Raw genomic sequence first — 26,279 nt, forward strand, 5'->3', positions numbered from 1 at the left:
TAGACAGATACTTATTCCTTAGCAAGCATTTATTCATACGAACGGACTAATTCGTCAACAAGCGAACCCACATAAGCTACTGCATTTCGAATTGGTTCAGGAGTGGACATATCAATACCAGCATGGCGAAGCAGATCAAGCGGCTTCATTGTACCGCCGGCACGGAGAACCTCAAGCCATCTTTCAACAACTGGCTGGCCTTCTTCCTGAATCTTTTGGGCCACTGCTGTAGATGCAGTAAGACCTGCCGAGTAAGTGTAAGGATAAAGTCCCATATAATAGTGTGGCTGGCGCATCCAGGTAAGTGCTGCACCTTCATCAATTTCAACAGTATCACCCCAGAATTCGGATAGAACTGCCCCGGTTACTTCTGAGAGAGTTTTCGCAGTAAGTGCAGTACCATTTTCTGCAAGGTTGTAAACTCTGCGCTGATATTCTCCTTCGAGTAAATGAGTAACAAAATTGTGATAATATGTTCCTAGAAGCTGTAAAATGATCCAGCGCTTCATTTGCTTATCATTTGTGCTCTCCATTAAATATTGACCCAACAATAATTCATTCATGGTAGAAGGAGCTTCGACAAAATAGGTTGATGGCCTTGTATTCATAATTCGCTGGTTCTTATTAGCAAGATAGAAATGTCCGGCATGACCAAGCTCATGGGCAAGTGTAAAAGCACTGCGCATATTATCCTGCCATGTAACTAGGATATATGGGTGTGCACCATATGGGCTTGAACAGAAAGCACCTGTTGACTTTCCAACATTATCAGCTGTATCAATCCATCGTTCAGCAAAAGCTTTTTCCATTATCTCGCTATACTCAGGACCCATAACCTTGAGGGATTCCAGGATAACGTCCTTTGCCTGATCGTAAGAGGTCTCTGGATTGAAATCAGGTTCAATTGGTGCTTTTAAATCACAGTAAAGCATTTTATCAAGACCTAGCAGTTCCTTCTTCAACTGGGCAAACCGGCGCATATGAGGGGCAAGTTCCTTGAAAATAATATCCAGCTGATTATTATACATTTCTTTTGTAACCTGCTGAGGCTCAAGCAGCATATCCGTAACAGATTCATATTTTCTCAGCTTCGATAGTGCTGTCTGCTTAGCTACTTCTGTTGAATAGGCTGCTGCAAAAGTATTTTTGTATTGCTTTAATGAATTAACAAAAGAGTCATATGCTTTTCTTCTAACATCTGTTTCAGCGGAAAACTCATAACGGTTTTCAAAAAGCGCGAAAGAAACAGGAAGTTCATTTCCTTCCTCATCCTGAATAGGAGAGAACTGCATGTCTGCTAATTTTCCCATTTCATAAATTTTATATGGAGCAGCCTGGACTTCTCCCAGAGCAGCAAGTGCCTCTTCAGTTTCTGGAGAAAGTTTATGTTTTCTCGTATCCAGCAGTTCAACTAGTCTGTTTTCAAAAGGTTTTAACTCTGGTTCTTCTTCTATGTATTTTTTTAGTGTACCTTCCGGCAGGGATAGGATTTCTGAATCAATAAATGATAGAGCAGCACTTAATTTTGTTCTAAGTGAAGAAATTTTCGCTGAATTTGCCTGATTAATAGGATCAGTTCCATCCGCTGACTGACGTAAACTTGCAAAAGTAAAAGCTTTAATAAGCTTCATTGATAGCTTCTCTTGAGCACTTAAACATTCGAGCAAAGTAGATGCCCCATTATTCAGGTTACCTTTAAATTGGTCAAATATCGCAATTTCTGAATCAATAACTTTTAATTCATTTTCCCACGCCTGGTCAGAAACAAATAAAGCATCAAGATCCCAAGTCTTTTGTACTGGAACTTCAGAGCGGACAAGCCGTTTTTCAATCGTTTTTTTCATGTTGATTTTCCCCCTAGTATTATTTCGTAAATCTAAGTATAATATTATATTATTAGAAAATTAAGTCAACGAATAAATAGGTTTTAATAGAAAATATTCTGTTATTATTAAAAGAATTCATGATTAAAAGTAAAGAGGGGTAAAAAAATGATTAGAACAGCCATAATTGGATTAGGTGCAATCGGTCAACGTCTTATAAAAGGATTTAACAATCATCCGGAAATTGAGATAACAGCAGTTTGCGACCGAATAGAGGAACTCGCAATAAAAACAGCTAGAGAACTTGAAAATGCACGTGCTTTTAGCGATTATGAAAAAATGCTGGACGAAGTAGCAGTTGATCTTGTTTATGTAGCAGTACCTCCAAAATATCATTTTCAAGCTGTTACAGCTGTTATAGAAAAAGGTATTCATGTACTTTGTGAAAAACCATTGGCGAATTCACTAGAGGAAGCAGAAAGTTTATATCTGCATGCCAGGGAGAAGGGCATCATTCAGGCAATGAACTTCCCACTAAATTATGAGTCCGGCTGTAACACTTTTGCTTCTTTAATAGAAAGTGGATACATAGGAAAGCTCCGAAGAGTTGAATTAAGACTTCGTTTCCCACAATGGCCACGGGCCTGGCAGCAGAACGAATGGGTGGCCGGAAGAGAACAGGGGGGTTATGTTCTTGAAGTAGGCGTACATTTTATACAGCAAATGCAAAGAATTTTCGGTCCTATTAATGTCCTAAATCATTTCCTGGCGTATCCAGATGATCCGCAAGCCTGCGAAGTCGGTGTTATCGCTCAGCTTGAAACTGAGGAAGGGACACCAATATTAATGGATGGCCTTAGTCAAATTGCAGGTAAAGAAGAAATTGCTTTTACCGTTTACGGAACCGAAGGTACTCTTTCTCTTTTGAATTGGTCAGAGCTTGAAGGAGGAAAGATCGGAGAGCCAATAATAGCTTTAGAAAAAAATGACATGTTAACTGGATCACTTATTGATGAACTGGTGAAAGCGATTAAAGGTAAACAGGCAAATCTTATTGATTTTAAGGCAGGTTATGATGCTCAGATAGTATTGGAGAAATTAAGGGAAAACTAATTGAGTAAGAAAAATCGTAATTGCAGCTAAAAATATAGTAGTTTAGGTTTAGAGAATGGCTATTTAGGTGTATAAAAGGATAGAAAGTTATTAAATCAGGAGATTTGTTCTATGATTATGGACTTAAATGAAAATGAATTTAATGAATTTTGTCAGACAGCTACACCTGAAGAAATGTTAAAAGCCTTAACCAATGGAAACACCCGGGGTCTTGACTTACTAGCGCTCAGGTCGCTTTCAAATAGGCGCCAGCTGCCGTCTAACATCGTTAATGTACTTTTATTCTATTTTTTCAAAGAATTCTCTAATAAAGTTTACGACCGAAATGACTTGGCAAGACTTTATGATCATTGGTCAAGTATGGGGGTTCGAAATTTTCAGCAGGCAAAGGAATTGTCCCAAAAGGATATTCATGAAGTGCTGAAAAAAATTAAATAATGTAATGAGCGGCAGCTTTCTAAACCCAAGGAAGGGGTAGGAGGCTGCTTTTTATTTTAATGTTTGTTTATGAATTGACAACAGCTTTTACTGCTTAGGACAGTAAGAGATTCTAAGAAGATAACCCTTAATCGCTCGATGAAGTTAAGTATTTTCAAAGTCTTACAGTTAAACTCTATAAGGCTATGGAGACAAGGGAGAAGACATGATGGCTAATATAACTTTTATAAAAGATTATAAAAATAATAATATTTTACGAAAGAGTTTTAATGAACTGGCTGAAAAAACTTTTGGAATTAACTTTGAGGATTGGTACCGCCTAGGATATTGGACGGACAAATATGTTCCTTATTCTCTTAGGGACGGGGAAGAAATCGTCGCAAATGTATCTGTAAATAAGGTGAACCTGATCATAGACGGTTTGAAAATTCCCGCTTTGCAGATCGGTACCGTTATGACAGAGATAGCTTTCCGTGGCCATGGTTATTCGCGAATCCTCATGGAAAAGGTCATGGAGGAGTATAAAGACTGTCCATTATTCTATCTATTTGCCAATCAATCAGTTCTCGATTACTACCCCAAATTTGACTTTTATCAGTTCGATGAAACGTTATTTTCAATCGAGTTTCAAGGGGTTCACAAGGAACAAGCAAATATTAGATGGCTTAATATTGATAAGGACAAAGAGTTTATATATAACTTTGCAGCCGGAAGAAAAAAATTATCAGCTTCTTTTGACACATCTGATACTCAGGAACTTCTTATGTTTTATGCTTTAAAGGTTTTTACAGGGGATTTTTATTTTTTGGAAAAAGATAATGTCATCGCTGTATGCCAGCAGAAAAATGAGGTTCTGCACCTTTATGATTTAATCACCGAAACAATCAATCCCGACATAGAAAACATCGTAAAACAATTGGCAGCTGAAAATACAAGTAAAGTGGTTTTCCACTTTACGCCTCCAATACTGGAATTGCCTATTATAAAAGAAAGATATGAATGCGATAATATTTTGTTCGTTAAAAATAATGCTGGTATATCTTTACCTCCATTTTTTAAGCATCCTATTACTTCGCAAGCATAAGAAGAACCTGCAAATTATTTGCAGGTTTTAAATGGTGGAGGAGGTACTTAATAAAGGGAAACCTTTCCTTTATGGATTTTGATAAACTCCTTTTCTTAACAAAATCCATCTCTCTTTGATCAGATTTGATAACACATTATCTAATCAATCTTTATCTTTTTTTGATTCAATTTAATGACATGTCTCTATTTTCTTTTAATATTTGTCATGATAAATCCGCTCTCTGGACGGGTTGGCATTTTGGCTAGACTAAAGGTTAAATCCTGATTTGGAACTTCAAACTCAATATAGTTCACTAGAAAATCCAGGCTTGTTTTCATTAATTCTACGACAATACCTTCACCTGGGCAGCGATGGCCTTTGGCCGGGTCACCGCCTCCCTGGGGAATAAAATCATATAAATTTTCTTCCTTGTCTTTAAACCTCTCCGGCTGGAAAAGATTCGGGTTATCCCACAGCCGGGAATCATGGTTGGTTCCGTACATATCCAGCAAAACTAGCATACCTTGTTTAAATTCTGCGTTATGCCATTCAAAGTCTTTTCTTGCCCTTGCTCCAACAAAGGGACCAAATGGATAGAATCTGCGGACCTCTTGTGAAAACATCTCTTTAAATTCATTCCCGTCCGTTTGGAGTTTTCCTTTGTATTCAGGATAGTTATGAAGAGCAAGAGCAGAAAAGGTTATAAATGTAGCTATAGCTACAATTGGTCTTAATACGTTAATTAGTTCTACAGCTGCCATTTTGCTATCCAATTGGCTTCCATCCGGTTCCTTGTAAAAAGCCATTTTATGGAGAGCGGACCCATCCTCAGCCTGAAGTTCACCATTTCGTACATCTTCAATGACTCCTATAATCCAATCCTCAGTTTTTGTTCGAGCCCGTCTTCCTTTCCAATGCCTTGGCCCAATTGCTCCAAAAGCATCAACCATATCATGGAATTCCTCTGCCCGTTCTTTTACTTCGGATTCCTCTAAAGGAACACCCGCCCAATGGCATGCAATTCGGCATAATATCTCTTTTGCCTCTTCAAAAAGGACAACATTTTCCATGCCCTCCCATTGAATGCTTTTTGCCTTCCATTGTTCCATCGCAAGCTCAGCGAGGCGTTTTTGGTGAGGTGGAGTCATTAAGGACATAAACAAAAGCTTTCTGGATTTATGTACATCACCATCTTTTGTTTGTATGGCATCGACTCCAAATAAGGTTTTTTGCACCCTTTTAGGTGCGGCACCTTTGCGCTGAAATAACTCTTCATCATAAAACAATTTTGCAGCTTCTTTTCCTGTCATACAGATAACCTTTTGGCCAAGTAAACGGGCTTCAAATAAATTAGATTGGTACTTATCTGTACGATTTTTAATAAAAAGATACCCTTCCTGCATTAAAGCAAGACTATTATCAAGACTTTCATCATGAGGTATTCGTTCATTCATTGCCATTTTTTAATCTCCTTTTAAAACCCACTTGGACTATATTAATTGCTTTTATCATATTAGCCTTTATTAATAAAATAAAAACCAGATATGAAAGAAACAATGGTAAATCCCTAGAATACCCTTTAAAAAGAGGGAGCATATTGAAGTGAAAAGCGGACAAATAACCAATTTTAATTAAAATAATATGATGGGTGTGATAAAAAAAGAGTGGAGGCGCTTTAATGAATTGTGGCGAACGTAGAAATTTAGCTTGGCCTGAAACACTTGAAATGAATGAACTGCTTGCCCTCCTAAAAACCTCTATAAGAAATTATGCAATTGCCATTAATGAAACGGCTACACCTGAACTGCGATGGGGCCTGACAAATCATTTGCTAAGAGGCATACAAGGCCACGAAAGAATCTTTACTTACATGCTGAAAATGGGATTATACCCGTCTTATAATTTGGAACAATTACTCACAATTGATCTTCAAAACGCCAAAAAAGCCCATCATATGGACTGAAGATCCAATAAAAGAACAAAAGAACCCGCCATTTAATGGTGGGTTCTTATACAGTCGGCCGTCTTCTAGCGAAATCAACGAAGCGGAATTTATCTGGGCGGTGACGGGATTCTGTGTATTGAAAAAGGGAGGCATCCTCCAGAAATACCTGGCTTCGTATGACAACCACATTGTGAAAGCCATCTATGTCCAGAAAGGAATGATCTTCCTCAGTGGGTTCCTCAATTAAAATTTCCTTTTTTGCAAAGCTTATTTGTAAGCCAAGCTTATTCTCAATATACGAATAAATAGAATCCTCGCATACCTCTTTTGTCAAAGTGGGAACAGCACTTTTTAAAAGATAGTCTTTATCAAGAATAACTTTCTCTCCCCCAATTTCCCGAGTGCGAACCACCTTCCAAATGAGATCCTTAGCATGAGGATTTAAATGGGAAGTAAGTTCACGATCTGGATGAATAAGGGAAAGTTCATGAACAGTTGTTATAGGTTCTCTGCCCATTTTTTCTGCAAGTTCCTTGAAACTTACAAGTCCCGAGACAGGGAGATTCATCTTTGTTATATCAATAACAACGGAGCCCTTGCCGCGTATTTTTTGAATATAACCATTTTGAGATAACAGATTTAACGCTTTCCGAATTGTTTCTCGGGATGTTTGAAAAGAGTCCTTCAATTCGTTTTCAGAAGGAAGGAGGGTAGAAGGGGGGTATTCCCCCGTCTCAATTTTGTCAACCATCTGATTGTATATAAGCATAAATTTATTCATCAAATCACATCCGATTTGGAACTATTTCTTTAAATGAAACACGACGGACTCAAAAGGGCGTAATTTCAATTTCTTAAATGATTGAGAAGTATCATTATAGTTCGATAACAGAACACTGCTATTAAATTCCTCGAGTCCTAATTCAGATGGTAACACGAACTCTGTTTCTGTTCCATAAAAATTGTTAACAACCAGCAGTTTCTCATCCTGCCAGCTGCGAAGATAAGTGAAAAGCTGTTTATGATCAGGTAGAAGAAGCTGGTAATCTCCTTCAGTAATAATATCAAGCTCTTTACGCAGACGGATAAGCTCCTTGTAATGATAGAAAATGGAGTTTTTATCTTTTAGTGCCTGTTCTGCGTTTATGTCCTTATAGTTAGATGCAGCTTCAATCCATGGTGTTCCTTTTGTGAATCCGCCATTAATGCTGCTGTTCCATTGCATGGGTGTACGCGAATTATCACGGGATTTTTGCTTTAAAATGTCGATTACTTCTTCCTTAGATAAGCCTCTGCCAAGCAATATTTGATACATATTGAGAGATTCAACATCGCGGTATTCATCTATATCGCTAAAATTAGGATTGGTCATTCCTATTTCTTCTCCCTGATAAATATAAGGGGTTCCCTGAAGAAAATGCATGGCCGTTCCTAGCATTTTACCAGATTCTACACGATATTTACCATCATCGCCAAAACGTGAAATAGCTCTGGGCTGGTCATGATTACACCAGAAAAGGGCGTTCCAGCCTCCGCCTTTATGCATTTCTGCTTGCCATTGGGAGAGTATTTGTTTTAAAGCAAGAAAGTCAAAGTCTGCCTTCGTCCATTTATCTCCATTTGGATAATCGACCTTTAAATGATGGAAATTAAAAGTCATATCAAGTTCTTGGCGTTCTGGATTTGTATACTTAATACAGTTATCAATTGTAGTAGAGGACATTTCCCCAACTGTCATCATGCGATATTTTGAAAAAACTTCTCTGTTCATTTCATTTAAATATTTATGAATCTTAGGGCCATCAGTATAAAAACGGCGGCCATCCCCTGGTGGAGTATCATCCGGGAAGCTTTGATCTTTTGAAATAAGGTTGATGACATCCAGGCGGAATCCATCAACACCTTTATCAAGCCAGTATTTCATCATTTTATAAATATCCTGGCGCATTGCAGAGTTTTCCCAGTTTAAGTCGGCCTGTGTTACATCAAACAAATGGAGATAATACTCGTTTGTTTCTTCGTTAAACTCCCAAGCAGAACCGCCAAATTTTGACTCCCAATTAGTTGGGCTGTCTCTCCATACATAATAGTCACGGTATGGACTGTCCTTAGATGTTTTTGCATTCTTAAACCATGCGTGCTCAGTAGATGTATGGTTAACAACAATATCCATAAGAATTTTTATTCCACGTTCATGGGCTTCTTTTAATAGAAGTTCAAAATCTTCCATCGATCCATATGGTTCATAAATTTTATAATAATCACTAATGTCATATCCATTATCCCGCTGTGGAGATTCATAAACAGGGGTTAACCAAATTATGTCTGTACCAAGAGTTTTCAAATAATCAAGCTTTTCAACGATTCCCTGAATATCACCTACACCATTGCCGGTTGTATCATGAAAGCTTTTTGGATAGATTTGATAAACAACTGATTTTTTCCACCATGGTTGTTCCATATAACTGTAACCACCTTTTTAGTTTATCGAAGAACAATAGCAACCAGTATGAGTGCCTGGTTGCTAAAGTCTTGTTTATTCGTCAATCTTACAGGCTGTTATTTTTTCTTCTGCGTAATGCTATTAGGTAAGTTGCAACGAAAGGTACAACAAGAACTACTGCCATACCAAGAAAGAATACTGGCCATTTATTTGGAAAAATAGATAGGAATCCAGGAATACCGCCTACACCTATCGATGTTGCACGAACATGATTGATTGTAAGAAGTAATCCGCCAATTGCAGATCCTACAAGAGCCGAAATAAATGGGAAACGATAGCGCAGGTTTACCCCGAACATGGCTGGTTCTGTAATACCAAGCCATGCAGAAATTGCAGAAGTAAAAGAAAGTCCTTTTAATTTTTCGTCTTTTGTAGCGAACATTATTGCAAGTGCTGCAGAGCCTTGGGCAATGTTTGACAGGGCAAGCATAGGCCATAGGAACGTGCTTCCTGTGCTTCCGATAAGCTGGATATCAACAGCAAGGAAAGTATGGTGCATACCGGTGACAACCAATAAACCATAAAGTCCGCCATAAATAATTCCACCCAGTGCAGGGAAATGATCAAAGATTGAAACTAAACCGGTTGTTAATGCATTTCCAATAGCGAATGTGATAGGTCCAATGACAATGAAAGATGCAAAACCTGTAACTAAAAGAGCAATTGGTGCAACCAATAATAGCTGGAATGCATCCGGAATTTTTTTGCGTAAAAACACTTCTATTTTTGCTAGTACATAAGATGCGAATAATACTGGGAGAACTTGTCCCTGATAACCTATTTTTTGAATGCTTAGCCCAAAAAGATTCCAGTGAGGTACCTTATGCGCTTTTAATGCTTCCCCGTAACCCCATGCATTTAAAAGATCTGGGTGAACAAGCATTAAACCTAAAACAATACCAAGCAGAGGATTTCCGCCAAATTTTTTAACAGCGGACCATCCAATCAAACCTGGAAGGAAGACAAATGCTGTGTTTGCAATAATGTTAATCATATTGGCAAGGTCTGCCCATGCGGGATGAACCTCGATAAATGCCTGTTTATAGAAAATTCCAGGATTGGCCAAAATGTTATTTACACCCATTAGTAAACCGGCTGTAACGATTGCCGGAAGTATCGGGATAAAGATATCAGCAAGTGTTTTAATCGCACGCTGCAGTGGGTTTAGCTTTTCTGCAGATGCAGCTTTTACATCGTCTTTCGTTGCATGATGAATTCCAGCGATATCGGCTAATTCATTGTAGACTTTATCTACTGTTCCCTGGCCTATAACAACTTGGAATTGACCATTGCTCGAAAAGGAGCCTTTGACAGCCTCAATTTTTTCTAGTTCATCTTTGTTTACTTTTGCTTCGTCTACGAGGGCAAAACGCAAACGTGTAACACAATGTGTTGCGGCTGCAATATTATCTTTACCGCCGACTGCTTCTAGGATTTCTCCTGCCTGTTGCCGTAAATCCATTCTTAAAACCTCCTATAATAGGGAATCAAAGCTCCCAAAAATGGGGTCAGCCTCATTCCATTAAATATGAAAGAGAGATACATGTACCGAAAGGGGTTTCATTTACAAAAAAAGAAAAATTTCAACTGCTTTATACCCCCGGGCAATTCATATAATACCGCTTTCATTTTTTACATGTATATACAAGCTATGTTTCATATCATATCTTGTATATACAAGATTATCAAGTAAAAAATTTGGATTAATAAATAGAAAATTATTCTAGTGAGGTACGATGCCCTAAAGCACTGGGAGTATTAAATCTTTTTAGAAGGTTTTTAGGGAGACATTGGTATGCAAGAGGAGAGAGTAAGAAGACTGTGGAAATAATAGCCGATATATCCAATTTGCAGAGATTCAAGGTATAGGCGAAAATAGGTTTAGAATATAATTACTATAAAGACATACTATAAAGGACTGAAATGATAGTGGTTTATTTTTTTATTACTTGCTTAGTCATCCTGACAATATTTTTTTGTCTATATTCTATTCTTCCAACTCTAATCATTCGTAATTTTAAGCTTGGAATTATAAAAAATACCAATGCAGCTGGAATAGCTTTAACCTTTGATGATGGCCCCAATCCTAAATATACACCGGAATTGTTGGACCTCTTAAAAAAGTATGGTGTAAAAGCCTCTTTTTTTGTAGTAGGAAGCAAAGTAGAGAAATACCCTGAAATTATTGAGAGAATGAGCAAAGAAGGGCATACCATTGGAATTCATCACTATAAACATATTTCAAGCTGGGTGCTTTCACCTTTGCACCTAAGAAAGCAATTAATAAAGACAGAAAAAGTTATAGAAAAGTATTCGCATCAAACTGTTCACTTTTACCGCCCACCTTGGGGACACTTTAATATATTTACACTCCTGTTAAGCAGAAAATATCAAATTGTCATGTGGTCCAATATCTTTGGCGATTGGAAAGTTCAAAACTGTAAAAAGTCTTTATTAGATAATCTGCGTGCTTCACCGAGGGAAAACTCGATTTTGCTTTTACATGATTGCGGAACAACGATGGGAGCGGATGAAGAAGCACCAGCGTTTATGATGAAAAAACTTGAAGTTTTTCTAAAGGAATGCCAGAAGAACAAAAATCAATTTATTACTTTAAAAGATCTTAATTTGCAGGAGCAGAAATGAGCATTAATTCATTATTAAACTACATACAGATTTACGGGTATTTCATTATTTTCTTATTTTTATTCTTTGGTATTGTTGGCATTCCGGCACCCGAAGAGTCATTGCTTTTCTTAATAGGAGTTTTAATGATCCAAAATAAGCTGTCTATTATGATGTCTCTTTTATGTTCTGTATTAGGGGCATTAATGGGCATGCTTACAGCTTATTTTCTTGGAAAATATGTAGGGTATCCCTTTATAAACAAGTATGGAAAATATATAGGAATTACTAAGGAACGTCTGGAGAAAATGAAAGATAAGTACTCAAAAACTGGACTAAAAATGATTCTTATAGGGTTTTACTTGCCAGGTTTGCGACAAATAAGTCCTTACTTTGCCGGGCTTGCCAAAATCCCGTTTACCAGGTTTTTGACTCTTTCTGTGTTAGGCGCTCTTCTATGGACAATACCTTATATCCTGGCAGGATATTTTCTTGGAAGTATCTTTCACATTAACCCCAAATATGTACCCTATTTAGGAATGGCATTTTTACTGGCTTTTTTAATCTTTGCAGTAAGTAAGTATATTAAAAAAAGAAGAGGCAGGCAGTCCTCCTAATATTGTAAAAAATGGGCACATTCATTATTGGAAATTAAATTTCCTCTTACAGTTTCATTAGAATTCGATTAAAACAAGTGTAAATTATAAATTTGGTGATAAATTGAAAAGAGAGCAAGGTACTAAAAATATGAGGAAGGGGGAAGGAATAATGAAGAAAATCCTCTTTTTACCACTTATGCAAATCCGTTCGGGACATCATCAAGTTGCCGAAGCATTAATGGATACTTTAAAAAAAGATATGGATGATATTGTTCTTGAAAAGATTGATATATTGAGTTACAGCAATGAACCTTTAGAGAAATTTATTAGCAGTGGATATTTGAAATGGATTCGATATGCACCAAATACCTATAATTTAGCCTATAAAAAGTTTTTTTACTTACCTTCCTCTAAGGAATATACATTTAAATGGTATCATCACTTTTTTCTTCGGAAAATGGAACAGCTATTAACGGAGAAAAAGCCTGACCTAATTATATGTACACATGGGTTCCCATCATATATTCTTAGCCATTTAAAAACAATGGGGAAATGTAATATCCCCATAATAAATGCCTATACAGATTTCTTTATGAATAGTTTTTGGGGAAGAGAAGGAATTGATGTTCATTTCCTTCCAAGCCAGGAAGTAAAAGAGGAACTTTTAAGGAAATATAAAGTTCCAAGGCAGAAAATGATTGTAACTGGCATACCAGTTCATGAAGAAATCACTAAAAAAGAAAAGCTAAAGCTGCAAAAGTATAAACCGAAAATTTTAATTTCCGGTGGGAATAACGGACTTGGGAGCATAATGAACCTCGTTGAAGACTTAAAGGATGCTTCCCAATCTGACTTTATTGTTCTTTGTGGAAAAAACAAAAAAATGTACCAGGAAATCTTGTCATGGAGACTTGATCATATTAAGCCCTTACCTTACATTTCTTCCAGAATAGAAATGAACAAGCTGTATGAAAAGGCAGATGCGATTATCACAAAACCTGGTGGCGTAACCATAAGTGAGGTTCTGAAAAAAAGACTCCCAATATTTATTCATTCTGTCCTTCCTGGACAGGAAAAAATAAACCTAAAATATTTGAAAAATAAAGGGCTTGTATTTGAATTGGATAAAGGTCTGCCCTTTGAGAAACAATTGTTAAGCATATTGAAAAATCCGAAAGAGATGCAACTTTGGAGGAAGTCGATCAAATCATACCTTAACGAAATCGAAATTGATGAAACTAAAAGCATTGCTGAAATAATAAATTGGATTCTAGAGAAAGAAACACAAAATGTCTCTTCGCTGCTAACGGATTCAAAGCGTAGGATTGTTTTAGCAAAAGCATAAATTTTTAAAACCAGATTTAAGGCTGCCCGGTGTGCAGCCTTTATTTTTGGCTTTTTGCTATTGCTCCCCTTTATTCAAGAGGAAAATTAAAGATCACTTAAATTTAAATTAATCTTATATAAAAACTTTCTTTTCTTCTATTTTGAGCAGTAGAATGGTTTGAGTAAAAGAAAGTTAGGAAAGTGTAATATATGTTGTTAACTTTTTTAACTCGGAAATATAAAGGGTTTATTTAAAACGGTGGTGTTAACCTTGGATCTAATCATTCATTTGCTAAATCAGTATGGATATATTGTCCTTTTTATTTCATTGATGCTCGAACTCATCTTTCTCCCTATCCCAAATGAAGCTCTTATGAGTTATGTTGGAGTTCTCTGTTTCCAGGGGAAAATGAATATTTACCTTTCAATTATTTCGGCAGGTCTTGGAGGAGCCATTGGAATAACTATTTCCTATTGGCTTGGATATAAACTGGGGGCACCTTTCTTTCGAAAGTACGGTCATTATATCCATATGGGACCTGAAAAAATGGACAAAATGTCTTCGTGGTATAAAAAATACGGAAAAGTCCTGTTGATTTTTTCTTTCTTTATACCTGGCGTCAGACATATAGCCAGTATTATATCAGGTGTAATAAAGCTTCCATTCCGGACATTTTCTGTTTTTGCTAATATTGGTGTACTGCTTTGGGTAGGAGTTTTCATTTCATTAGGAAATTTGCTAGGTCCCAAGTGGGATATGTATGAAGCAGAAATAAAAAAGTGGCTCGTGCTTGCCAGCATATTAATTGCTGTAATAGTGCTTATTTATATTGCTATTAAAGCAAATAAACAATTTGTAAAGGAATCATTTCTTCTCTTAAACCAGGCTATTTTTAAGAAATATAAGAGTTTCCTGAAGATCAAGTTTATGATCTTTTTCATTTTTAGCCTGTTTGTAATCTTCTTTTCTTTAATGGTGGGTACTATCCAAAATTTTATTAGTCATGAGAATGACCAATTTAATATTGTGACTAAGACAATTATTTTTTCTTTATTTAATAAACACTGGAACGGAATTATGATTATGTTAAATCATTTGTCATCAATGAGGGTATTAGCCATCATTGCATTAATAAGTGCCATTGTAATATTTATTAATAATAAAAACAGGACACTTGAACTGCGTTTTTGGGTTGTTACTTTAGCAGGAGATATTTTATTATCAAAAGGAATTCACTGGATTACCCAATTTATATTGGGAAACAGGATTAGCCCTCATTTCCCGGATATGCCTTCAATCCTGGTCTTGTCGATTTACGGATTTTTATTCATCATGCTGATTCGGCATAAGAGAAATTGGATTTTATCCTTCATAACCTTTGTTTTCTTTGTTTTAGTTTTATCATGGTCTTTCACAAGCAGAATTTATCTTCACCAAATCCGGCCAAGCGATCTGGTGGCTGGGTATGTATTTAGTGCAGTGTGGATTAGTGGCATGCTTCTTGCGCTTGAAATGTTCCGCTTTTTAAATCTTCTTAAAAAGGAGTCCGTCAAAAATGAACCTATCCACAAAAAAAGACGGTTTGTTAGGCTGAAAAAACACTAATAAAATCTCATTTCCATAGGGAATTTTTCAAGATTACAATCCTTAATAGAGATAACATAAGAAGGGCTGTCCTATCATTTAGGACAGCCCTTCAATATTGGTAGGAGATCAATTTACTCGTTCGCTTCTTCCTGATAGTTAAATTGCTCTTCAATCTTCCCATCATCATCGTGGATGTACGCCATAGTGCCAGTTTTTTCAGCCATTCTTTTTGCTTCTTTGACTGTTTCGGATTTAGAGCCTGAAGTGAATTCAGGTTCATCTTCACCTTCTTTTTTTATAGCCCAGCCCTCTTCATCGTGCGGAACAACGTGGAACCTGGCATCATCGGTTCCTGCTCTTTCCTTAAAGTATTGATCGCGTCCATCATGTGAATTGTTTGCCATTGTTATGCCTCCTCTATTATTTGGTACTTGGTTTAACATTACCCTCTAATGAATCGTAAAAAACATAGCCTAGGTGTGAGAAGAGGCAAATATAGTATGGAAAAGCAATAGGTATATTTTTATATATTCTGCCGGAGAATGTAATTATTGATGATACCAACAAGGTGTTAGGCCTTGAAAAAAGGATATTAGCATGTTTTGTGCTATAATAGCGAGACTAAAGTTTTAAGGTGGAATAAAATGAATGGAATAGGAATTTGGCCAGAAAATATAAAGGCTTTAAATGCGATAAATAGTATCGGAGAAAATATCATTTTAGCTGATAAAAATTATAATATAGTTTGGCTGAATGAAGCTGCTGCTAAACTGTTATCTCATGTGGTTCCACTTTTCGGTTATTCCAGTGTAAAAGAGTTAATTGGAACAAACATGGATAGCTTTCATCAAAATCCTAAATATCAAAGAGTCGTAATGGAAAAGCTTACTGAAACACATAGGGCAAGAATAAATATACGAAATCAATTTGTGGCTGATATTGTGGTGACTCCATTAAAAGCTGTATCTGGAACCATTGACGGATATGTTGTAATGCTTATGGACGTTACTACAAAAGCGGAAGAAGACGAAAGAAGAGAGAAGCTTATTAATGCATTGTCTGTTCCAATGATTAATATATGGGAGAACACCCTCGCGCTTCCTCTAATAGGAGAGTTTGATAAAAGCCGTGCTGATCGGTTAATCGTTTCTGTTTTGGAACAATGCGCTCAAAATAGTATTAAGAACGTCTTAATCGATCTTAGTGGCTTATATGAATTTGAACTGGAAACGAAATTTGAGCTTCAAAAATTAAATGACTGTTTGAACCTAATAGGGACACAGTGCATTCTAGTTGGTATAACACCGGAGTTAGCCATGGCTGCTGGTGATTTAAACAAGAATATATTGACCTTCCAAACAGCTTATGCTGGATTGCAATACATAATAAAATCTGAGCAATAGTAAGTAAGAGCGGTGAAAATTACTGGATAAAGAAAACCAAACTAGGCTTCAATATTATGCAATACGGGAACTGTTTGTAACGGTCCTGCTATGATGAACGGGATTACTATTACTCAAAGATAGAATATCAATGGAAAAGTAATAAACAAGAAAAAAGCTTGGAGAAACCAAGCTTTTTTGTATGGGAACATTAAAGTTTCTAAGTTTATGACCTTTTCGACTAAAGGTTTATTTATATATTAAAGTCTATATTCCACTAAAATCCTGAAGAAGTTCCTTGTATACCGGATTCTTTTTAAGAATAGTAATGATTTCATTCGCAAGTTTAGTCATTTTCTTGCCATCCTTGCTTTTGTCGCATTCCTTCCAGTTAAATTCCCGGGTGGCATCATTAATCCAGACTGTTAGCTCATACGGCTTTTCTGAGGAGTCACCGCAATCGGATGAGAACTTTTTTTCACCAAGGTAGTTCGAAAAAAGCATATATTTATAAATTTGATTCATTTCAAGCCTGGATAATTGAAAATCCTTTACGACCTTATAATCTCCATTAGGAAGGGCCATGGTTACAGACTGTTCTTTAGTATTAATCTCGTGTTTTTTGGTTTTTCCAAACTTAAGCCTGAATCCAAAATAATCTTCTTTCTCTGTGTCATACGAAATCGTAAGCAGATTTCCTATTTCATTATTAGGGCATCCTGTTAGAAAATATTTAGTTTCCACGTCGGTTTCTGTTTTCTTAATACCCGTACACTCATATTTGGTTTTTCCTCCCTGACCATATTGGTCATGGGAAGTATCAATGGTCAAAATCAATTTTTCTCCGTTATAGTCAAGGATATGAAAAATGGGGTCTCCCTCAATTGTATATCTGACCAGCCGTACTTTATCCTTTACGTTCTTGTTTACTTGTTCCACAAATAGGTCAAGTCTCTCTGCATTTTCCATTTCTCCATGCATTTCTATTATATCGGTTTCTGAAATCTCAGGTTCGGGCTTTGTAATGGTTTCCTTAGAAATACTGCAACTAAATAAGAAAATAAAAGTCAATATAAAAAGTACAGCTAGGATGAACTTTTTCAATTAATGACCCCCTTTTAAAGGTAGACGGTTAGTATAGGATAAGGTTGCGCTACAATAAGAATAATACCCATATTTATCCGGAAAAATTAGTAATATCGAAAACGATGGGTTCATTCTAGGTCCTGTTCCATTGGAGTGGAAGGAGGCTAATGGAAGTTTTAGCTGTCCTTGGAAGAAAAAAGTTAAAAGATGTGGATTCTTTCACGGAAGCGGACAGAAGTAATTGGAATAAAGGTTTAGATGTCCATTGCCATGAAAGTAGGGATACCAGGAAAATAGTGCTGGGTATCAGATGAGAAGCAAACATTGTTTTCCATCCTCAATTTACGGGAAACGTACATAATCCCATAAATTTTAGATGGGCACTATGAAAGTGCGAAGTCTAGAATGAATTAAAGTAGCATTTGGATGTAATTATTTCGCTTGAGGGCAGTGTACTAAGAAAAGTTAGTCCCGATAAAAGAAATATTATTCGTTTTAGAGATGGATTTTTCATAAGTGAGGAGAATTCCTGCCAATCGTTTAAACGAAAATCTTTTATAAAATGATTGGTTTTACCAGGTGCATTTTAATAGATTTCTATATTATAATATAACCTTGTGAAGATTATGTTTTGAAAATCAGTTAGGTAAGGCGGTGAATATATGTCTAATAAGAAAAGGAGAAAAAGAGGACGTTCGTCCTTTACAATCATACTATTAATATTGGCTGTTTCCTCCTTTTGGGCATATAATACCCTAGTTGAAAAGCCGCAGGAAGATCGAATTCTTCAATATAAACCTCTAATAACAAATGAGTTGTTAAAATATAAAATGGATCAATTCACTCCATTGCTCATGGCCATCATGTATCAGGAAAGCAAGGGAAAAGGGAATGACCCTATGCAGGCGTCTGAATCAGCCGGGAAACAGCGGAATGAAATTAACAGTCCTGAAAAAAGCATACAGCAGGGTGTATTTCATTTTCATCAAATGTATCTTTATGGCGGAAAAAAGAAGGTAGACCTTGATACTATTATCCAGGCTTATAATATGGGCCCTGGTTATATTGATTTTGTTGCTGAGCACGGCCTAAAGCATACCGAAGCTTTAGCAAAAGCATATTCCGAATTGCAAGTGAAGAAATCTCCTTCTACCTACAAATGTGGGGGTAATCTCGGCAATTTCCGATATCCATATTGTTTTGGAGATTATACCTACACAAAAAAGGTAATAGATAGTATACCTGTTGTAACCAAGATTATGGAAAAATCGATGGAGATATAGATGAGTCAGCCCCCATTTTATGGGGGCTTTATTTATTTGTAGAGGAGATACATGCTTGTTATAGGTGTTTGTTTATACAGGTTAATAATCCGGTGCATACACATATAAAAATTAGAGGGGAGTGTTATTTGTGGCGATACGTGGAGAAGGAATTTATATTAATACCATTTCTGGTGGTATTGTTAATTTTGGCGGAGCTGTTTATATCTCCCCAATTTCAATCACAAATAATCAATCTGGTTCAGGAAGTTCAAATTCAGGAGGGGAAATTTATGGAACTGGTGATACATCAGCTTTGCACATGCCTCAAACACAGGCGAATGAGGAAGCAGTTAACCATTCTCCTTCCCAATCTAAGTCCATTTTACCGAGCGTCAGAGGCACTTAATTACTGAGAAAATGAAGAATACTAATCATTACATTTCATTTATTTCTTCATAAGAGTTGATATTTGTGAATTGACATACTGATAAAGGAGCCTAAAATTGCGCTCCCAGCTATGTCAGACGGATAGTGATGCCCTATCCAAATCCAGGACACCCCGTTAATAAAGATAACACTGACAAGATAGCTCCTACAGTACGCTTATAAAAGAAAATAGTAGTTGAAACTGCAAAAGCAAATAAGGTATGTTTACTTGGAAATTGTGAATACTGCCGTACCTACACCTGCAAAATATATAAAAAATTTTGCCAACCCCACTTTATTCAGTACTTCTTAAAATACAGAAACTCTGACTTCTGCAGTCCAAATTCAAATTCTTTTAACAGTTTCCTTATAGCAAGACAAGGATATAATAATGACCCAAGTTTTTATTATCATTCTTCCATTTCAATATTAATTATGAATCTCCCATATAAGTGAATTTCGATTATTATAGAAATAGGAGTACCTCAAAAATTTCTCCAATGGATTATTTAACCTTAACCAAAAGAAGGAATTCGAATTAACCAATATAAAATGAATGGATGTGTAAAATTGACTGAACAATTATTAAAAAGACTTTTTAATGCAACACCAATTCCCTTGTCTGGGGGTTATACGAATGAAACCTTTCTGTTAGAAGGAACTGAACCAAAAATGGTAGCAAAGGTAGTTAACTCTTTTAATGAAGATATACATAATGAAATTCATAGTTTGAAAATTTTAGATGGTACAGGCATATCTCCAAAGATTCTTGATGTAGTTGAAACAGACGCCATTCAAATTATTCTAATGGATTACCGGGAAGGTTTAAATGGCCAATCCCTGCTGGACAATAAGGAAATAGAAAGAACAAAAGAGCTATACAAATATATGGGAGACACTCTGGCGAAAGTTATTCACTCGAGGAAATACAATAATGATCCAAAAGGCGTAAGGGAATGCGATTTACAAAAACTTGATTTGAAATTGGACTTTGTTCCTGATGACCTTATTCAGCAATCTAAAGAGATTCTTTTTTCTATAGATGACCAGAAAAGCAATTGGGTATTGACTCACGGTGATTTTGGCATTCATAATGTCCTGTTTCCCGAAAACAACAAAATAACAGTGCTAGATTGGGAGTGGGCAGAGTGGGCAAACCCCTTAACAGATATTGGCTGGGTGTGCTGGTTTACTAGGCTGCATTACCCGGAATATGCTGATGAGCTGCTTCCGCTTTTTATGGAGACCTATAATATAACGCACTTTTCTCCGGAAGAAATGAAAGCATACTGCGTCTATAAGGTGTGGAAGGTTTTGTATAGGGTACAAAAGGCACCACTTGAAGCCCAAAAGGAATGGGTACGGCGTTTAAAATGGACGCTCGAAACTGAACTGTGGAAATAAAATATATAAATTAAAATGATTAGTATCTATGGTGTTAAGTGTCGACATGTTGTTGATTGTAAGGGAATTTGCGGGGAAAACGGGCTGAAAAGCCCCCTCAGTAAGGAAAGAAAGGAGGCTTTGCATTTAGTCCGCGGAAAGGGGGGGCCGGAGGAAAGTTTGGGTAGAAAGGGTTGCCATAGGAAGGGACGACTTTAGCCTTTCACCCTACAGACATGAGCTTGCGCTTTTTTTAAAATCTATAAAAACAAACCAAAGAAGATTTAATGTATTAGCTTATTTAGTTTCTCTCTTTCCTGGTTAATTTCCCAGGCTGTTCTTATTTTGAATCTCCTAATTACTGATAATGGTGGACACCACCCTTTAAGGGCATGCTGCATCATAAAAACACTGGCCACTCCAGATAAAAAAAGCCATTTTTTGCTTCCAAGAAGCCCCAATAGAGATGACCACAATGCAAGGGAAGCGAAGTTCATCTCTAAAACACGTTCTGTATCCCATTCATGATCTAATTCTTTTAGGCGCTCTTTTATTTCAAGAGAAGATTTTGTTCTGTACAGGTTAACATTTTCATCAATCTCTCTCATGATTTCTTCATTGATATAGGGTGGTGTATTCATATTTACTTTTTTTGAAGTCGGCGGTAAAAAGGTGGTTTCATAAAACATATAATCCCTCTCACTTTCAAATTAACGTATTATCTTGTAGTATACCGAATAAGACTTACGCTGATTCAGAATGAGTAAAAGGACAAGCTGCTATCACGAATATTTACCTTCTTTACGATTAGAAGGTTTTTTTTCATTTCCAAGATTCAATACTTGGGAAATAGAATCACCAATATTTTCTGCTGTTTCTGTAATGATTTCTCCAAGCTGATCCATAGTATTTTGATTGTTGTGATTGGTTGAGATTTGACTTTTTTGGTTTTTAGCATTTTGGTTTTCCATTATATTACCCCTTAAAATTAAGATGAGAATTAGGCTGAATCTATCCTACTGGGTTAAGTAGATATATGGTCACAGAACAAATCAATATACAAATTTCCATGTGTACCTATTACAGCATAGGATATATCTTCAACTTTAAGTTTTCTTTTATTTAGTTCCGTATTTAGCCACTCTTCACTATAGCCGTGTTTTAGTAAATTGTTGTTTAATATGCAAGCATTGTATATTAACTCAATTGCAGTGGTGGTGGGAGGAACATTGATGTGTAAGTCCTTTTTTGTGATAGCTTGATATTCTGCCTTTTTTTGTACAGATATGGTGCCATCCACCTCCAAAATGGCAAATGCCACCTCATCTATATTGAAAATTCCTTTTTTCCGCAGGGACTGCTTGAGATCCTCAAGTGTGAAGCCACCTTCTCTCATCGTACTCTCCAAAATATGGCCTTTTTCAATTAAAACGATGGGTTTGCCTACTATCCATTTACGATAACGAATATTGCTGACAGCCATTTTATTAAGTATTAAAATAACTGTTCCCAAAATAAAAAAAGATAAGATAAAGTAACCAAATCTTATTTTTATATTAAAAGCTAAATTCCCGGCAAGGGTCCCCATTGTTATCGAGGCAATATAAAGATGGTACGTTTTTTGGAAAATGGTCTGTTTACCAAGGATATGGACAAAAACCCAAAGTAAAATAAATGCTATTAAGGTCCTAATGACGATTTCCGTATATTCAGGCATTTGGCTGCTCCTTAGGATAATAATGGCATAAGTTATTTTGTCTTTTTTGCCCCACCTTAATCCTTATTTCTTGTGTTAATGATTAATTTAATTAAATACTAAATATTTTGAATATTATTGACTTTGAGGAATTTCTAAGTTAAATTAAGTGGTAATAGAAAGACGAGAAAATAGTCAGCCGGAAAAATTTCGTTATATATGTCTAAGGATATGGAGGTATTTCTGAATGATCTTGCATACTTTTGAAACCGCTCCCAAGGGTGAGATTGAACATTATCAGCTGCAGCATCTTCAGCAAACAGTTAAGAGGGTATACGAAAAGGTTCCTTTTTATAAAAAGAAGTTTGATGAACTAGGAGTAAATCCTGATGATATTCAATCAGTCCTAGATGTTACGAGGCTTCCGTTTACTTTAAAAAAGGATTTAAGAGACCATTACCCATTTGGTTTATTTGCTGTTCCGCAAAACGAGTTAATCCGCATCCACGCTTCCTCCGGCACGAGTGGAAAGCCAACTGTAGTGGGATATACGAAAAATGATATTAATAATTGGGCAGAAATAGTGGCCCGGGCAATCACAATTGGCGGAGGAAAGCCAGGGGAAATCATGCACAATGCTTATGGATATGGTCTGTTTACAGGCGGACTCGGCCTTCATTATGGAAGTGAGAAGCTAGGGATGGTGACGGTTCCTGTGTCTGGAGGAAATACAGACAGGCAAATTACCATTATTGAAGATTTTAAGCCAACTGTTATTTGCTGTACTCCTTCCTATTTATTAAATCTAGCCGAAAGAATGGAGGAGCTGGGAAAGAACTCTAGAGAAACATCGTTAAAGTTTGGAATTCTTGGAGCAGAGCCATGGTCTGAAGAAATGCGCCAGACGATAGAAGAAAGGCTAAATATAAAAGCGTGTGACATTTACGGATTAAGTGAAGTTATGGGACCCGGTGTCTCAATGGAATGCCCTGAGGCACAGGACGGATTACATATCGCTGAAGACCATTTCCTTGTCGAAGTCATTGATCCACTTACACTTCTGCCTGTTCCAGATGGCGAAGATGGGGAATTGGTATTTACAAGCTTAACGAAGGAAGCTTTTCCAGTCATCCGATACCGATCAGGTGATGTGGCCTCAATTAATAGAGAAAAATGCAAATGCGGGCGGACTACTATGAGAATGTCACGAGTAAAAGGCCGTATAGATGATATGCTGAACATTCGAGGGGTTAATGTATTTCCATCACAAATTGAGCACTTTCTCCTGCATGTCAAAGAACTCGAACCGCATTATCAAATCCACCTCTTTAAAAAAGGCAGCCTCCAGCACATCGAACTTCAAGTAGAAGTATGTGAAACACTTTATTATGAAGTAAATGGGGATATGCATCACGCCAAAATAAACAACCTCAAAAAAGAAATCCAAAGAATTATTAAAAGTCATTGCCTTATTACAGTTGACGTAGAAATTCTGCAGCCAAAGTCTATTCCTAGATCTGAAGGGAAAGCGGTAAGGATAGTTACCCATTCCGACGAGAAGATGGGGGTTTAATTGAATTAACGATTGATTCACACTAGATCATTAATGCAAAACTAAATGTTAAAATCTAGCTTCCCTTTAATGAAGGGAAGCTTTTTACTATCAAAAGAAGAACCCATAAATCGCTAGATACTCAGGCATAAAAAGTCTTAACCAATTGTTTTTAGTGCTCTTAAACAGGGTAAAAAAGTGATGGCATCCTGTTTTTACATAAAAGAAATATAGAGGAGGAACAACTGAATGGGTGAAGAACGAAAAGTGAATAGTCAAAGTAAAAATGAGCAGCTAGAGGATTTTAGAGCGGATGACAAGGATAAGATCCTCACTACCAATCAAGGGTTAAAGGTTTCAGAAGATGAGTTTTCCTTAATGGCTGGTGAGCGGGGCCCTACCTTAATGGAGGATTTCCATTTCAGGGAAAAGATGACCCACTTTGATCATGAACGAATTCCAGAAAGAGTCGTCCATGCAAGAGGGTTTGCTGCTCACGGAGAGTTTGAAGTATATGAATCAATGAAAGAATATACAAAGGCGAAATTTTTACAGGATCCATCTGTCAAAACACCAGTATTTGTTAGGTTTTCAACTGTCGCCGGTTCACGCGGCTCTGCTGAGACAGTCCGTGATGCAAGGGGATTCGCAACCAAGTTTTATACTGAGGAAGGAAACTATGACTTAGTAGGAAATAATATTCCGGTCTTTTTTATTCAGGATGCAATTAAATTTCCTGATTTAGTGCACGCACTTAAACCTGAGCCCCATAATGAAATGCCACAAGCAGCATCTGCCCATGATACTTTTTGGGACTTTGTTGCCAATAATCAGGAGTCTGCTCATATGGTTATGTGGGCGATGTCAGATCGGGCAATACCAAGAAGTTTTCGAATGATGGAAGGGTTTGGTGTCCATACTTTTCGTTTGGTTAATGGAGAGGGGAAGGCCCATTTTGTAAAATTTCATTGGAAGCCAGTTCTGGGGACACATTCACTTGTTTGGGATGAGGCTCAAAAAATAGCTGGTAAAGATCCCGATTTCCATCGCAGGGATCTATGGGAGTCTATTGAAAAAGGCGATTATCCGGAATACGAATTAGGGGTTCAGCTTCTTAGTGAGGAAGAAGAATTTAAATTCGATTTTGATATATTGGATCCTACAAAACTATGGCCTGAAGAGGATATTCCGGTTAAGATAATTGGAAAAATGACTCTTAACCGGAATGTTGATAATGTTTTTGCAGAGACAGAGCAGGTGGCCTTCCATCCAGGGCATGTTGTTCCGGGCATTGATTTTACAAATGATCCCCTATTACAGGGCCGTTTGTTTTCCTATACAGACACTCAGTTGATTCGTCTTGGCGGCCCTAACTTCCATGAACTGCCGATTAATAGGCCTGTATGTCCTTTCCATAACAATCAGCGTGATGGATATGGCCGTCAAACTATTAATGTTGGCCGCGTAAGTTATCATAACAATTCGCTTGGCGGCAATACACCTGCTCCAGCCACTGAAGCAGAGGGTGGCTATGTCCATTACCAAGAGAAAGTAGAAGGAAGAAAAGTCCGCAGCAGAAGTGAAAGTTTTAAAGACTTTTTCTCACAGGCAACGATGTTTTGGAACAGTATGAGTGAACCAGAGAAAAAGCACATTATTGATGCTTTTAGTTTTGAGCTTGGCAAGGTGAAGAGTAAATCTGTACAGCAACAAGTGGTCGACATGTTTGCCAATGTCAGTACGGTGCTGGCAACAGGATTTGCCATGGCAATTGGTGCGAATCCGCCGGAAGCTAAGGTGTCCGAAAATACAAAGTCTTCCCCAGCTCTAAGTATGCTAAATACAAAAAAACTGCCGAAAACCCGGAAAGTAGGTGTAATCCTGGCAGAAGGATTTAAGGATAACGAAGTAATGCCAATTTTAGATGCGTTAAAAAAAGAGGGAATCCAGCCAGAAATTATTAGTGAGAATCTCGGTACTCTAAAAGGGGAGGAAGGGATAGAGCTAGAAATTGATCATACCTTCCTGACTTGTGACTCCGTACTTTTTGACGCTTTGTATGCGGCAGGCGGAAAGAAATTAAATGATAAATTTATGAAAGAAGCTGCCTACTTTATTACTGAAGCATTTAATCACTATAAGCCGATTGGTGCTACACATGAGGGGCTAACCATGATTGCGGGACTGGAAAACAGTCCGGGGGTAATTGCAGGAGAAGACCCAAAAGAATTTTCTGCTGCATTTAAAGAAGCGATAGCTGCACATCGCTTCTGGGACAGACTTATATAGAATATAAAAAAACAGAGAGGAAAAGTCGAGGCCACTGAAAAAGTCCTTAAAGGATGGCGGTTGTTAAATTGGCCGGTTGTTTTCCACTCCAGGATGCTTCGCTTTCCGCGGGGCGTGCGGTGAGCCTCCTCAGCGCTAAAGCGCCTGCGGGGTCTCACCTGTCCCGCTGATCCC

The 26,279-nt window shown here is 37.1% G+C and carries 25 protein-coding genes; 15 read left to right on the forward strand and 10 right to left on the reverse strand.

From position 1 onward, the window contains the following. Positions 1-29 precede the first annotated feature (29 nt). Positions 30-1,844, reverse strand: a complete 1,815-nt coding sequence (gene pepF / locus AC3WR0_RS11100) for an oligoendopeptidase F (RefSeq protein ID WP_492552370.1) — start codon at positions 1,842-1,844, stop codon at positions 30-32. A gap of 147 nt (positions 1,845-1,991) precedes the next feature. On the opposite strand from pepF, the gene AC3WR0_RS11105 reads away from it, so the two are divergent. The 3 genes from AC3WR0_RS11105 (at position 1,992) to AC3WR0_RS11115 (ending at position 4,458) form a co-directional block, all read left to right on the forward strand. Continuing rightward, on the forward strand, positions 1,992-2,936 hold the full coding sequence (locus tag AC3WR0_RS11105; RefSeq protein ID WP_492552371.1) for a Gfo/Idh/MocA family protein: 945 nt from the start codon (positions 1,992-1,994) through the stop codon (positions 2,934-2,936). 111 nt (positions 2,937-3,047) lie between these two features. Next, positions 3,048-3,374 carry a hypothetical protein gene (locus AC3WR0_RS11110; RefSeq protein ID WP_027323683.1) on the forward strand — a complete coding sequence of 109 codons (327 nt, stop codon included), beginning with the start codon at positions 3,048-3,050 and terminating at the stop codon, positions 3,372-3,374. Between the two features lie 208 nt (positions 3,375-3,582). After that, positions 3,583-4,458, forward strand: a complete 876-nt coding sequence (locus AC3WR0_RS11115) for a GNAT family N-acetyltransferase (RefSeq protein WP_492552372.1) — start codon at positions 3,583-3,585, stop codon at positions 4,456-4,458. Positions 4,459-4,643: 185 nt separating this feature from the next. Here the strand turns inward: AC3WR0_RS11115 and cypC are convergent, their stop codons facing one another. Continuing rightward, positions 4,644-5,894, reverse strand: a complete 1,251-nt coding sequence (gene cypC, locus AC3WR0_RS11120; RefSeq protein ID WP_492552397.1) for a CYP152 family fatty-acid peroxygenase CypC — start codon at positions 5,892-5,894, stop codon at positions 4,644-4,646. A 224-nt stretch (positions 5,895-6,118) separates the two neighbouring features. On the opposite strand from cypC, the gene AC3WR0_RS11125 reads away from it, so the two are divergent. Then, positions 6,119-6,403, forward strand: a complete 285-nt coding sequence (locus AC3WR0_RS11125) for a spore coat protein (RefSeq protein WP_492552373.1) — start codon at positions 6,119-6,121, stop codon at positions 6,401-6,403. A 46-nt stretch (positions 6,404-6,449) separates the two neighbouring features. On the opposite strand, the gene treR is transcribed toward AC3WR0_RS11125, so the two are convergent. The 3 genes from treR to treP all read right to left on the reverse strand — a co-directional run bounded on the left by treR (position 6,450) and on the right by treP (position 10,350). Then, positions 6,450-7,169, reverse strand: coding sequence for a trehalose operon repressor (treR, locus tag AC3WR0_RS11130; protein WP_492552374.1), 720 nt, complete (start codon positions 7,167-7,169; stop codon positions 6,450-6,452). 18 nt (positions 7,170-7,187) lie between these two features. Continuing rightward, positions 7,188-8,846 (reverse strand): alpha,alpha-phosphotrehalase, encoded by a 1,659-nt coding sequence (gene treC / locus AC3WR0_RS11135; RefSeq protein WP_492552375.1) that lies wholly within the window; start codon positions 8,844-8,846, stop codon positions 7,188-7,190. A gap of 88 nt (positions 8,847-8,934) precedes the next feature. Then, positions 8,935-10,350, reverse strand: a complete 1,416-nt coding sequence (gene treP / locus AC3WR0_RS11140; RefSeq protein WP_492552376.1) for a PTS system trehalose-specific EIIBC component — start codon at positions 10,348-10,350, stop codon at positions 8,935-8,937. Positions 10,351-10,817: 467 nt separating this feature from the next. Between treP and AC3WR0_RS11145 the strand changes: the two genes are divergently transcribed. From AC3WR0_RS11145 to AC3WR0_RS11160, 4 genes are all read left to right on the forward strand, one after another. Next, entirely contained in the window at positions 10,818-11,534 is a 717-nt protein-coding gene (locus AC3WR0_RS11145) for a polysaccharide deacetylase family protein (protein ID WP_492552377.1), read from the forward strand. Further along, positions 11,531-12,130: a DedA family protein gene (locus tag AC3WR0_RS11150; protein ID WP_492552378.1), complete on the forward strand. Its 600-nt coding sequence runs from the start codon at positions 11,531-11,533 to the stop codon at positions 12,128-12,130. The genes AC3WR0_RS11145 and AC3WR0_RS11150 overlap by 4 nt, the downstream gene beginning before the upstream one ends. Positions 12,131-12,281: 151 nt before the next feature. Further along, positions 12,282-13,457 carry an MGDG synthase family glycosyltransferase gene (locus tag AC3WR0_RS11155; protein ID WP_492552379.1) on the forward strand — a complete coding sequence of 392 codons (1,176 nt, stop codon included), beginning with the start codon at positions 12,282-12,284 and terminating at the stop codon, positions 13,455-13,457. 252 nt (positions 13,458-13,709) lie between these two features. After that, on the forward strand, positions 13,710-15,044 hold the full coding sequence (locus tag AC3WR0_RS11160; RefSeq protein WP_492552380.1) for a VTT domain-containing protein: 1,335 nt from the start codon (positions 13,710-13,712) through the stop codon (positions 15,042-15,044). A 113-nt stretch (positions 15,045-15,157) separates the two neighbouring features. On the opposite strand, the gene AC3WR0_RS11165 is transcribed toward AC3WR0_RS11160, so the two are convergent. After that, positions 15,158-15,430 carry a DUF2188 domain-containing protein gene (locus AC3WR0_RS11165; protein ID WP_492552381.1) on the reverse strand — a complete coding sequence of 91 codons (273 nt, stop codon included), beginning with the start codon at positions 15,428-15,430 and terminating at the stop codon, positions 15,158-15,160. 240 nt (positions 15,431-15,670) lie between these two features. On the opposite strand from AC3WR0_RS11165, the gene AC3WR0_RS11170 reads away from it, so the two are divergent. After that, positions 15,671-16,429: an STAS domain-containing protein gene (locus AC3WR0_RS11170; RefSeq protein WP_492552382.1), complete on the forward strand. Its 759-nt coding sequence runs from the start codon at positions 15,671-15,673 to the stop codon at positions 16,427-16,429. 246 nt (positions 16,430-16,675) lie between these two features. Here AC3WR0_RS11170 and AC3WR0_RS11175 read toward each other — a convergent pair whose 3' ends face one another. Then, the gene (locus tag AC3WR0_RS11175) at positions 16,676-17,512 is read right to left on the reverse strand and encodes a DUF4362 domain-containing protein (protein WP_492552383.1); all 837 of its coding nucleotides are present in this window, start codon (positions 17,510-17,512) and stop codon (positions 16,676-16,678) included. 149 nt (positions 17,513-17,661) lie between these two features. On the opposite strand from AC3WR0_RS11175, the gene AC3WR0_RS11180 reads away from it, so the two are divergent. From AC3WR0_RS11180 to AC3WR0_RS11195, 4 genes are all read left to right on the forward strand, one after another. Further along, the gene (locus AC3WR0_RS11180) at positions 17,662-17,808 is read left to right on the forward strand and encodes a hypothetical protein (protein WP_492552384.1); all 147 of its coding nucleotides are present in this window, start codon (positions 17,662-17,664) and stop codon (positions 17,806-17,808) included. A gap of 348 nt (positions 17,809-18,156) precedes the next feature. Next, positions 18,157-18,777: a lysozyme family protein gene (locus tag AC3WR0_RS11185; protein ID WP_492552385.1), complete on the forward strand. Its 621-nt coding sequence runs from the start codon at positions 18,157-18,159 to the stop codon at positions 18,775-18,777. A gap of 130 nt (positions 18,778-18,907) precedes the next feature. Beyond that, complete coding sequence (locus AC3WR0_RS11190; RefSeq protein WP_492552386.1) at positions 18,908-19,165, forward strand: spore germination protein; 258 nt, start codon at positions 18,908-18,910, stop codon at positions 19,163-19,165. A gap of 590 nt (positions 19,166-19,755) precedes the next feature. After that, positions 19,756-20,589 carry an aminoglycoside phosphotransferase family protein gene (locus tag AC3WR0_RS11195; RefSeq protein ID WP_492552387.1) on the forward strand — a complete coding sequence of 278 codons (834 nt, stop codon included), beginning with the start codon at positions 19,756-19,758 and terminating at the stop codon, positions 20,587-20,589. Between the two features lie 263 nt (positions 20,590-20,852). On the opposite strand, the gene AC3WR0_RS11200 is transcribed toward AC3WR0_RS11195, so the two are convergent. The 3 genes from AC3WR0_RS11200 to AC3WR0_RS11210 form a co-directional block, all read right to left on the reverse strand. Continuing rightward, on the reverse strand, positions 20,853-21,257 hold the full coding sequence (locus AC3WR0_RS11200) for a DUF2892 domain-containing protein (protein WP_492552388.1): 405 nt from the start codon (positions 21,255-21,257) through the stop codon (positions 20,853-20,855). A 93-nt stretch (positions 21,258-21,350) separates the two neighbouring features. Further along, positions 21,351-21,539: a hypothetical protein gene (locus AC3WR0_RS11205; RefSeq protein WP_492552389.1), complete on the reverse strand. Its 189-nt coding sequence runs from the start codon at positions 21,537-21,539 to the stop codon at positions 21,351-21,353. Positions 21,540-21,592: 53 nt separating this feature from the next. Beyond that, positions 21,593-22,285 carry a DUF421 domain-containing protein gene (locus tag AC3WR0_RS11210; RefSeq protein ID WP_492552390.1) on the reverse strand — a complete coding sequence of 231 codons (693 nt, stop codon included), beginning with the start codon at positions 22,283-22,285 and terminating at the stop codon, positions 21,593-21,595. A 226-nt stretch (positions 22,286-22,511) separates the two neighbouring features. On the opposite strand from AC3WR0_RS11210, the gene AC3WR0_RS11215 reads away from it, so the two are divergent. Continuing rightward, complete coding sequence (locus AC3WR0_RS11215; RefSeq protein WP_492552391.1) at positions 22,512-23,837, forward strand: phenylacetate--CoA ligase family protein; 1,326 nt, start codon at positions 22,512-22,514, stop codon at positions 23,835-23,837. Positions 23,838-24,065: 228 nt separating this feature from the next. Next, entirely contained in the window at positions 24,066-26,105 is a 2,040-nt protein-coding gene (locus tag AC3WR0_RS11220) for a catalase (RefSeq protein WP_492552392.1), read from the forward strand. Positions 26,106-26,279 lie beyond the last annotated feature (174 nt).

This window comes from Neobacillus sp. FW104-15D2, from assembly GCF_058790155.1.

What these genes read in the sequence shown, in the direction of transcription:
- pepF (WP_492552370.1), bottom strand. Translation starts at nt 1,844, where the DNA reads ATGAAAAAAACGATTGAAAAACGGCTTGTCCGCTCTGAAGTTCCAGTA.
- AC3WR0_RS11105 (WP_492552371.1), top strand. Translation starts at nt 1,992, where the DNA reads ATGATTAGAACAGCCATAATTGGATTAGGTGCAATCGGTCAACGTCTT.
- AC3WR0_RS11110 (WP_027323683.1), top strand. Translation starts at nt 3,048, where the DNA reads ATGATTATGGACTTAAATGAAAATGAATTTAATGAATTTTGTCAGACA.
- AC3WR0_RS11115 (WP_492552372.1), top strand. Translation starts at nt 3,583, where the DNA reads ATGGCTAATATAACTTTTATAAAAGATTATAAAAATAATAATATTTTA.
- cypC (WP_492552397.1), bottom strand. Translation starts at nt 5,894, where the DNA reads ATGAATGAACGAATACCTCATGATGAAAGTCTTGATAATAGTCTTGCT.
- AC3WR0_RS11125 (WP_492552373.1), top strand. Translation starts at nt 6,119, where the DNA reads ATGAATTGTGGCGAACGTAGAAATTTAGCTTGGCCTGAAACACTTGAA.
- treC (WP_492552375.1), bottom strand. Translation starts at nt 8,846, where the DNA reads ATGGAACAACCATGGTGGAAAAAATCAGTTGTTTATCAAATCTATCCA.
- treP (WP_492552376.1), bottom strand. Translation starts at nt 10,350, where the DNA reads ATGGATTTACGGCAACAGGCAGGAGAAATCCTAGAAGCAGTCGGCGGT.
- AC3WR0_RS11150 (WP_492552378.1), top strand. Translation starts at nt 11,531, where the DNA reads ATGAGCATTAATTCATTATTAAACTACATACAGATTTACGGGTATTTC.
- AC3WR0_RS11155 (WP_492552379.1), top strand. Translation starts at nt 12,282, where the DNA reads ATGAAGAAAATCCTCTTTTTACCACTTATGCAAATCCGTTCGGGACAT.
- AC3WR0_RS11165 (WP_492552381.1), bottom strand. Translation starts at nt 15,430, where the DNA reads ATGGCAAACAATTCACATGATGGACGCGATCAATACTTTAAGGAAAGA.
- AC3WR0_RS11170 (WP_492552382.1), top strand. Translation starts at nt 15,671, where the DNA reads ATGAATGGAATAGGAATTTGGCCAGAAAATATAAAGGCTTTAAATGCG.
- AC3WR0_RS11180 (WP_492552384.1), top strand. Translation starts at nt 17,662, where the DNA reads ATGGAAGTTTTAGCTGTCCTTGGAAGAAAAAAGTTAAAAGATGTGGAT.
- AC3WR0_RS11185 (WP_492552385.1), top strand. Translation starts at nt 18,157, where the DNA reads ATGTCTAATAAGAAAAGGAGAAAAAGAGGACGTTCGTCCTTTACAATC.
- AC3WR0_RS11200 (WP_492552388.1), bottom strand. Translation starts at nt 21,257, where the DNA reads ATGTTTTATGAAACCACCTTTTTACCGCCGACTTCAAAAAAAGTAAAT.
- AC3WR0_RS11205 (WP_492552389.1), bottom strand. Translation starts at nt 21,539, where the DNA reads ATGGAAAACCAAAATGCTAAAAACCAAAAAAGTCAAATCTCAACCAAT.
- AC3WR0_RS11210 (WP_492552390.1), bottom strand. Translation starts at nt 22,285, where the DNA reads ATGCCTGAATATACGGAAATCGTCATTAGGACCTTAATAGCATTTATT.
- AC3WR0_RS11215 (WP_492552391.1), top strand. Translation starts at nt 22,512, where the DNA reads ATGATCTTGCATACTTTTGAAACCGCTCCCAAGGGTGAGATTGAACAT.
- AC3WR0_RS11220 (WP_492552392.1), top strand. Translation starts at nt 24,066, where the DNA reads ATGGGTGAAGAACGAAAAGTGAATAGTCAAAGTAAAAATGAGCAGCTA.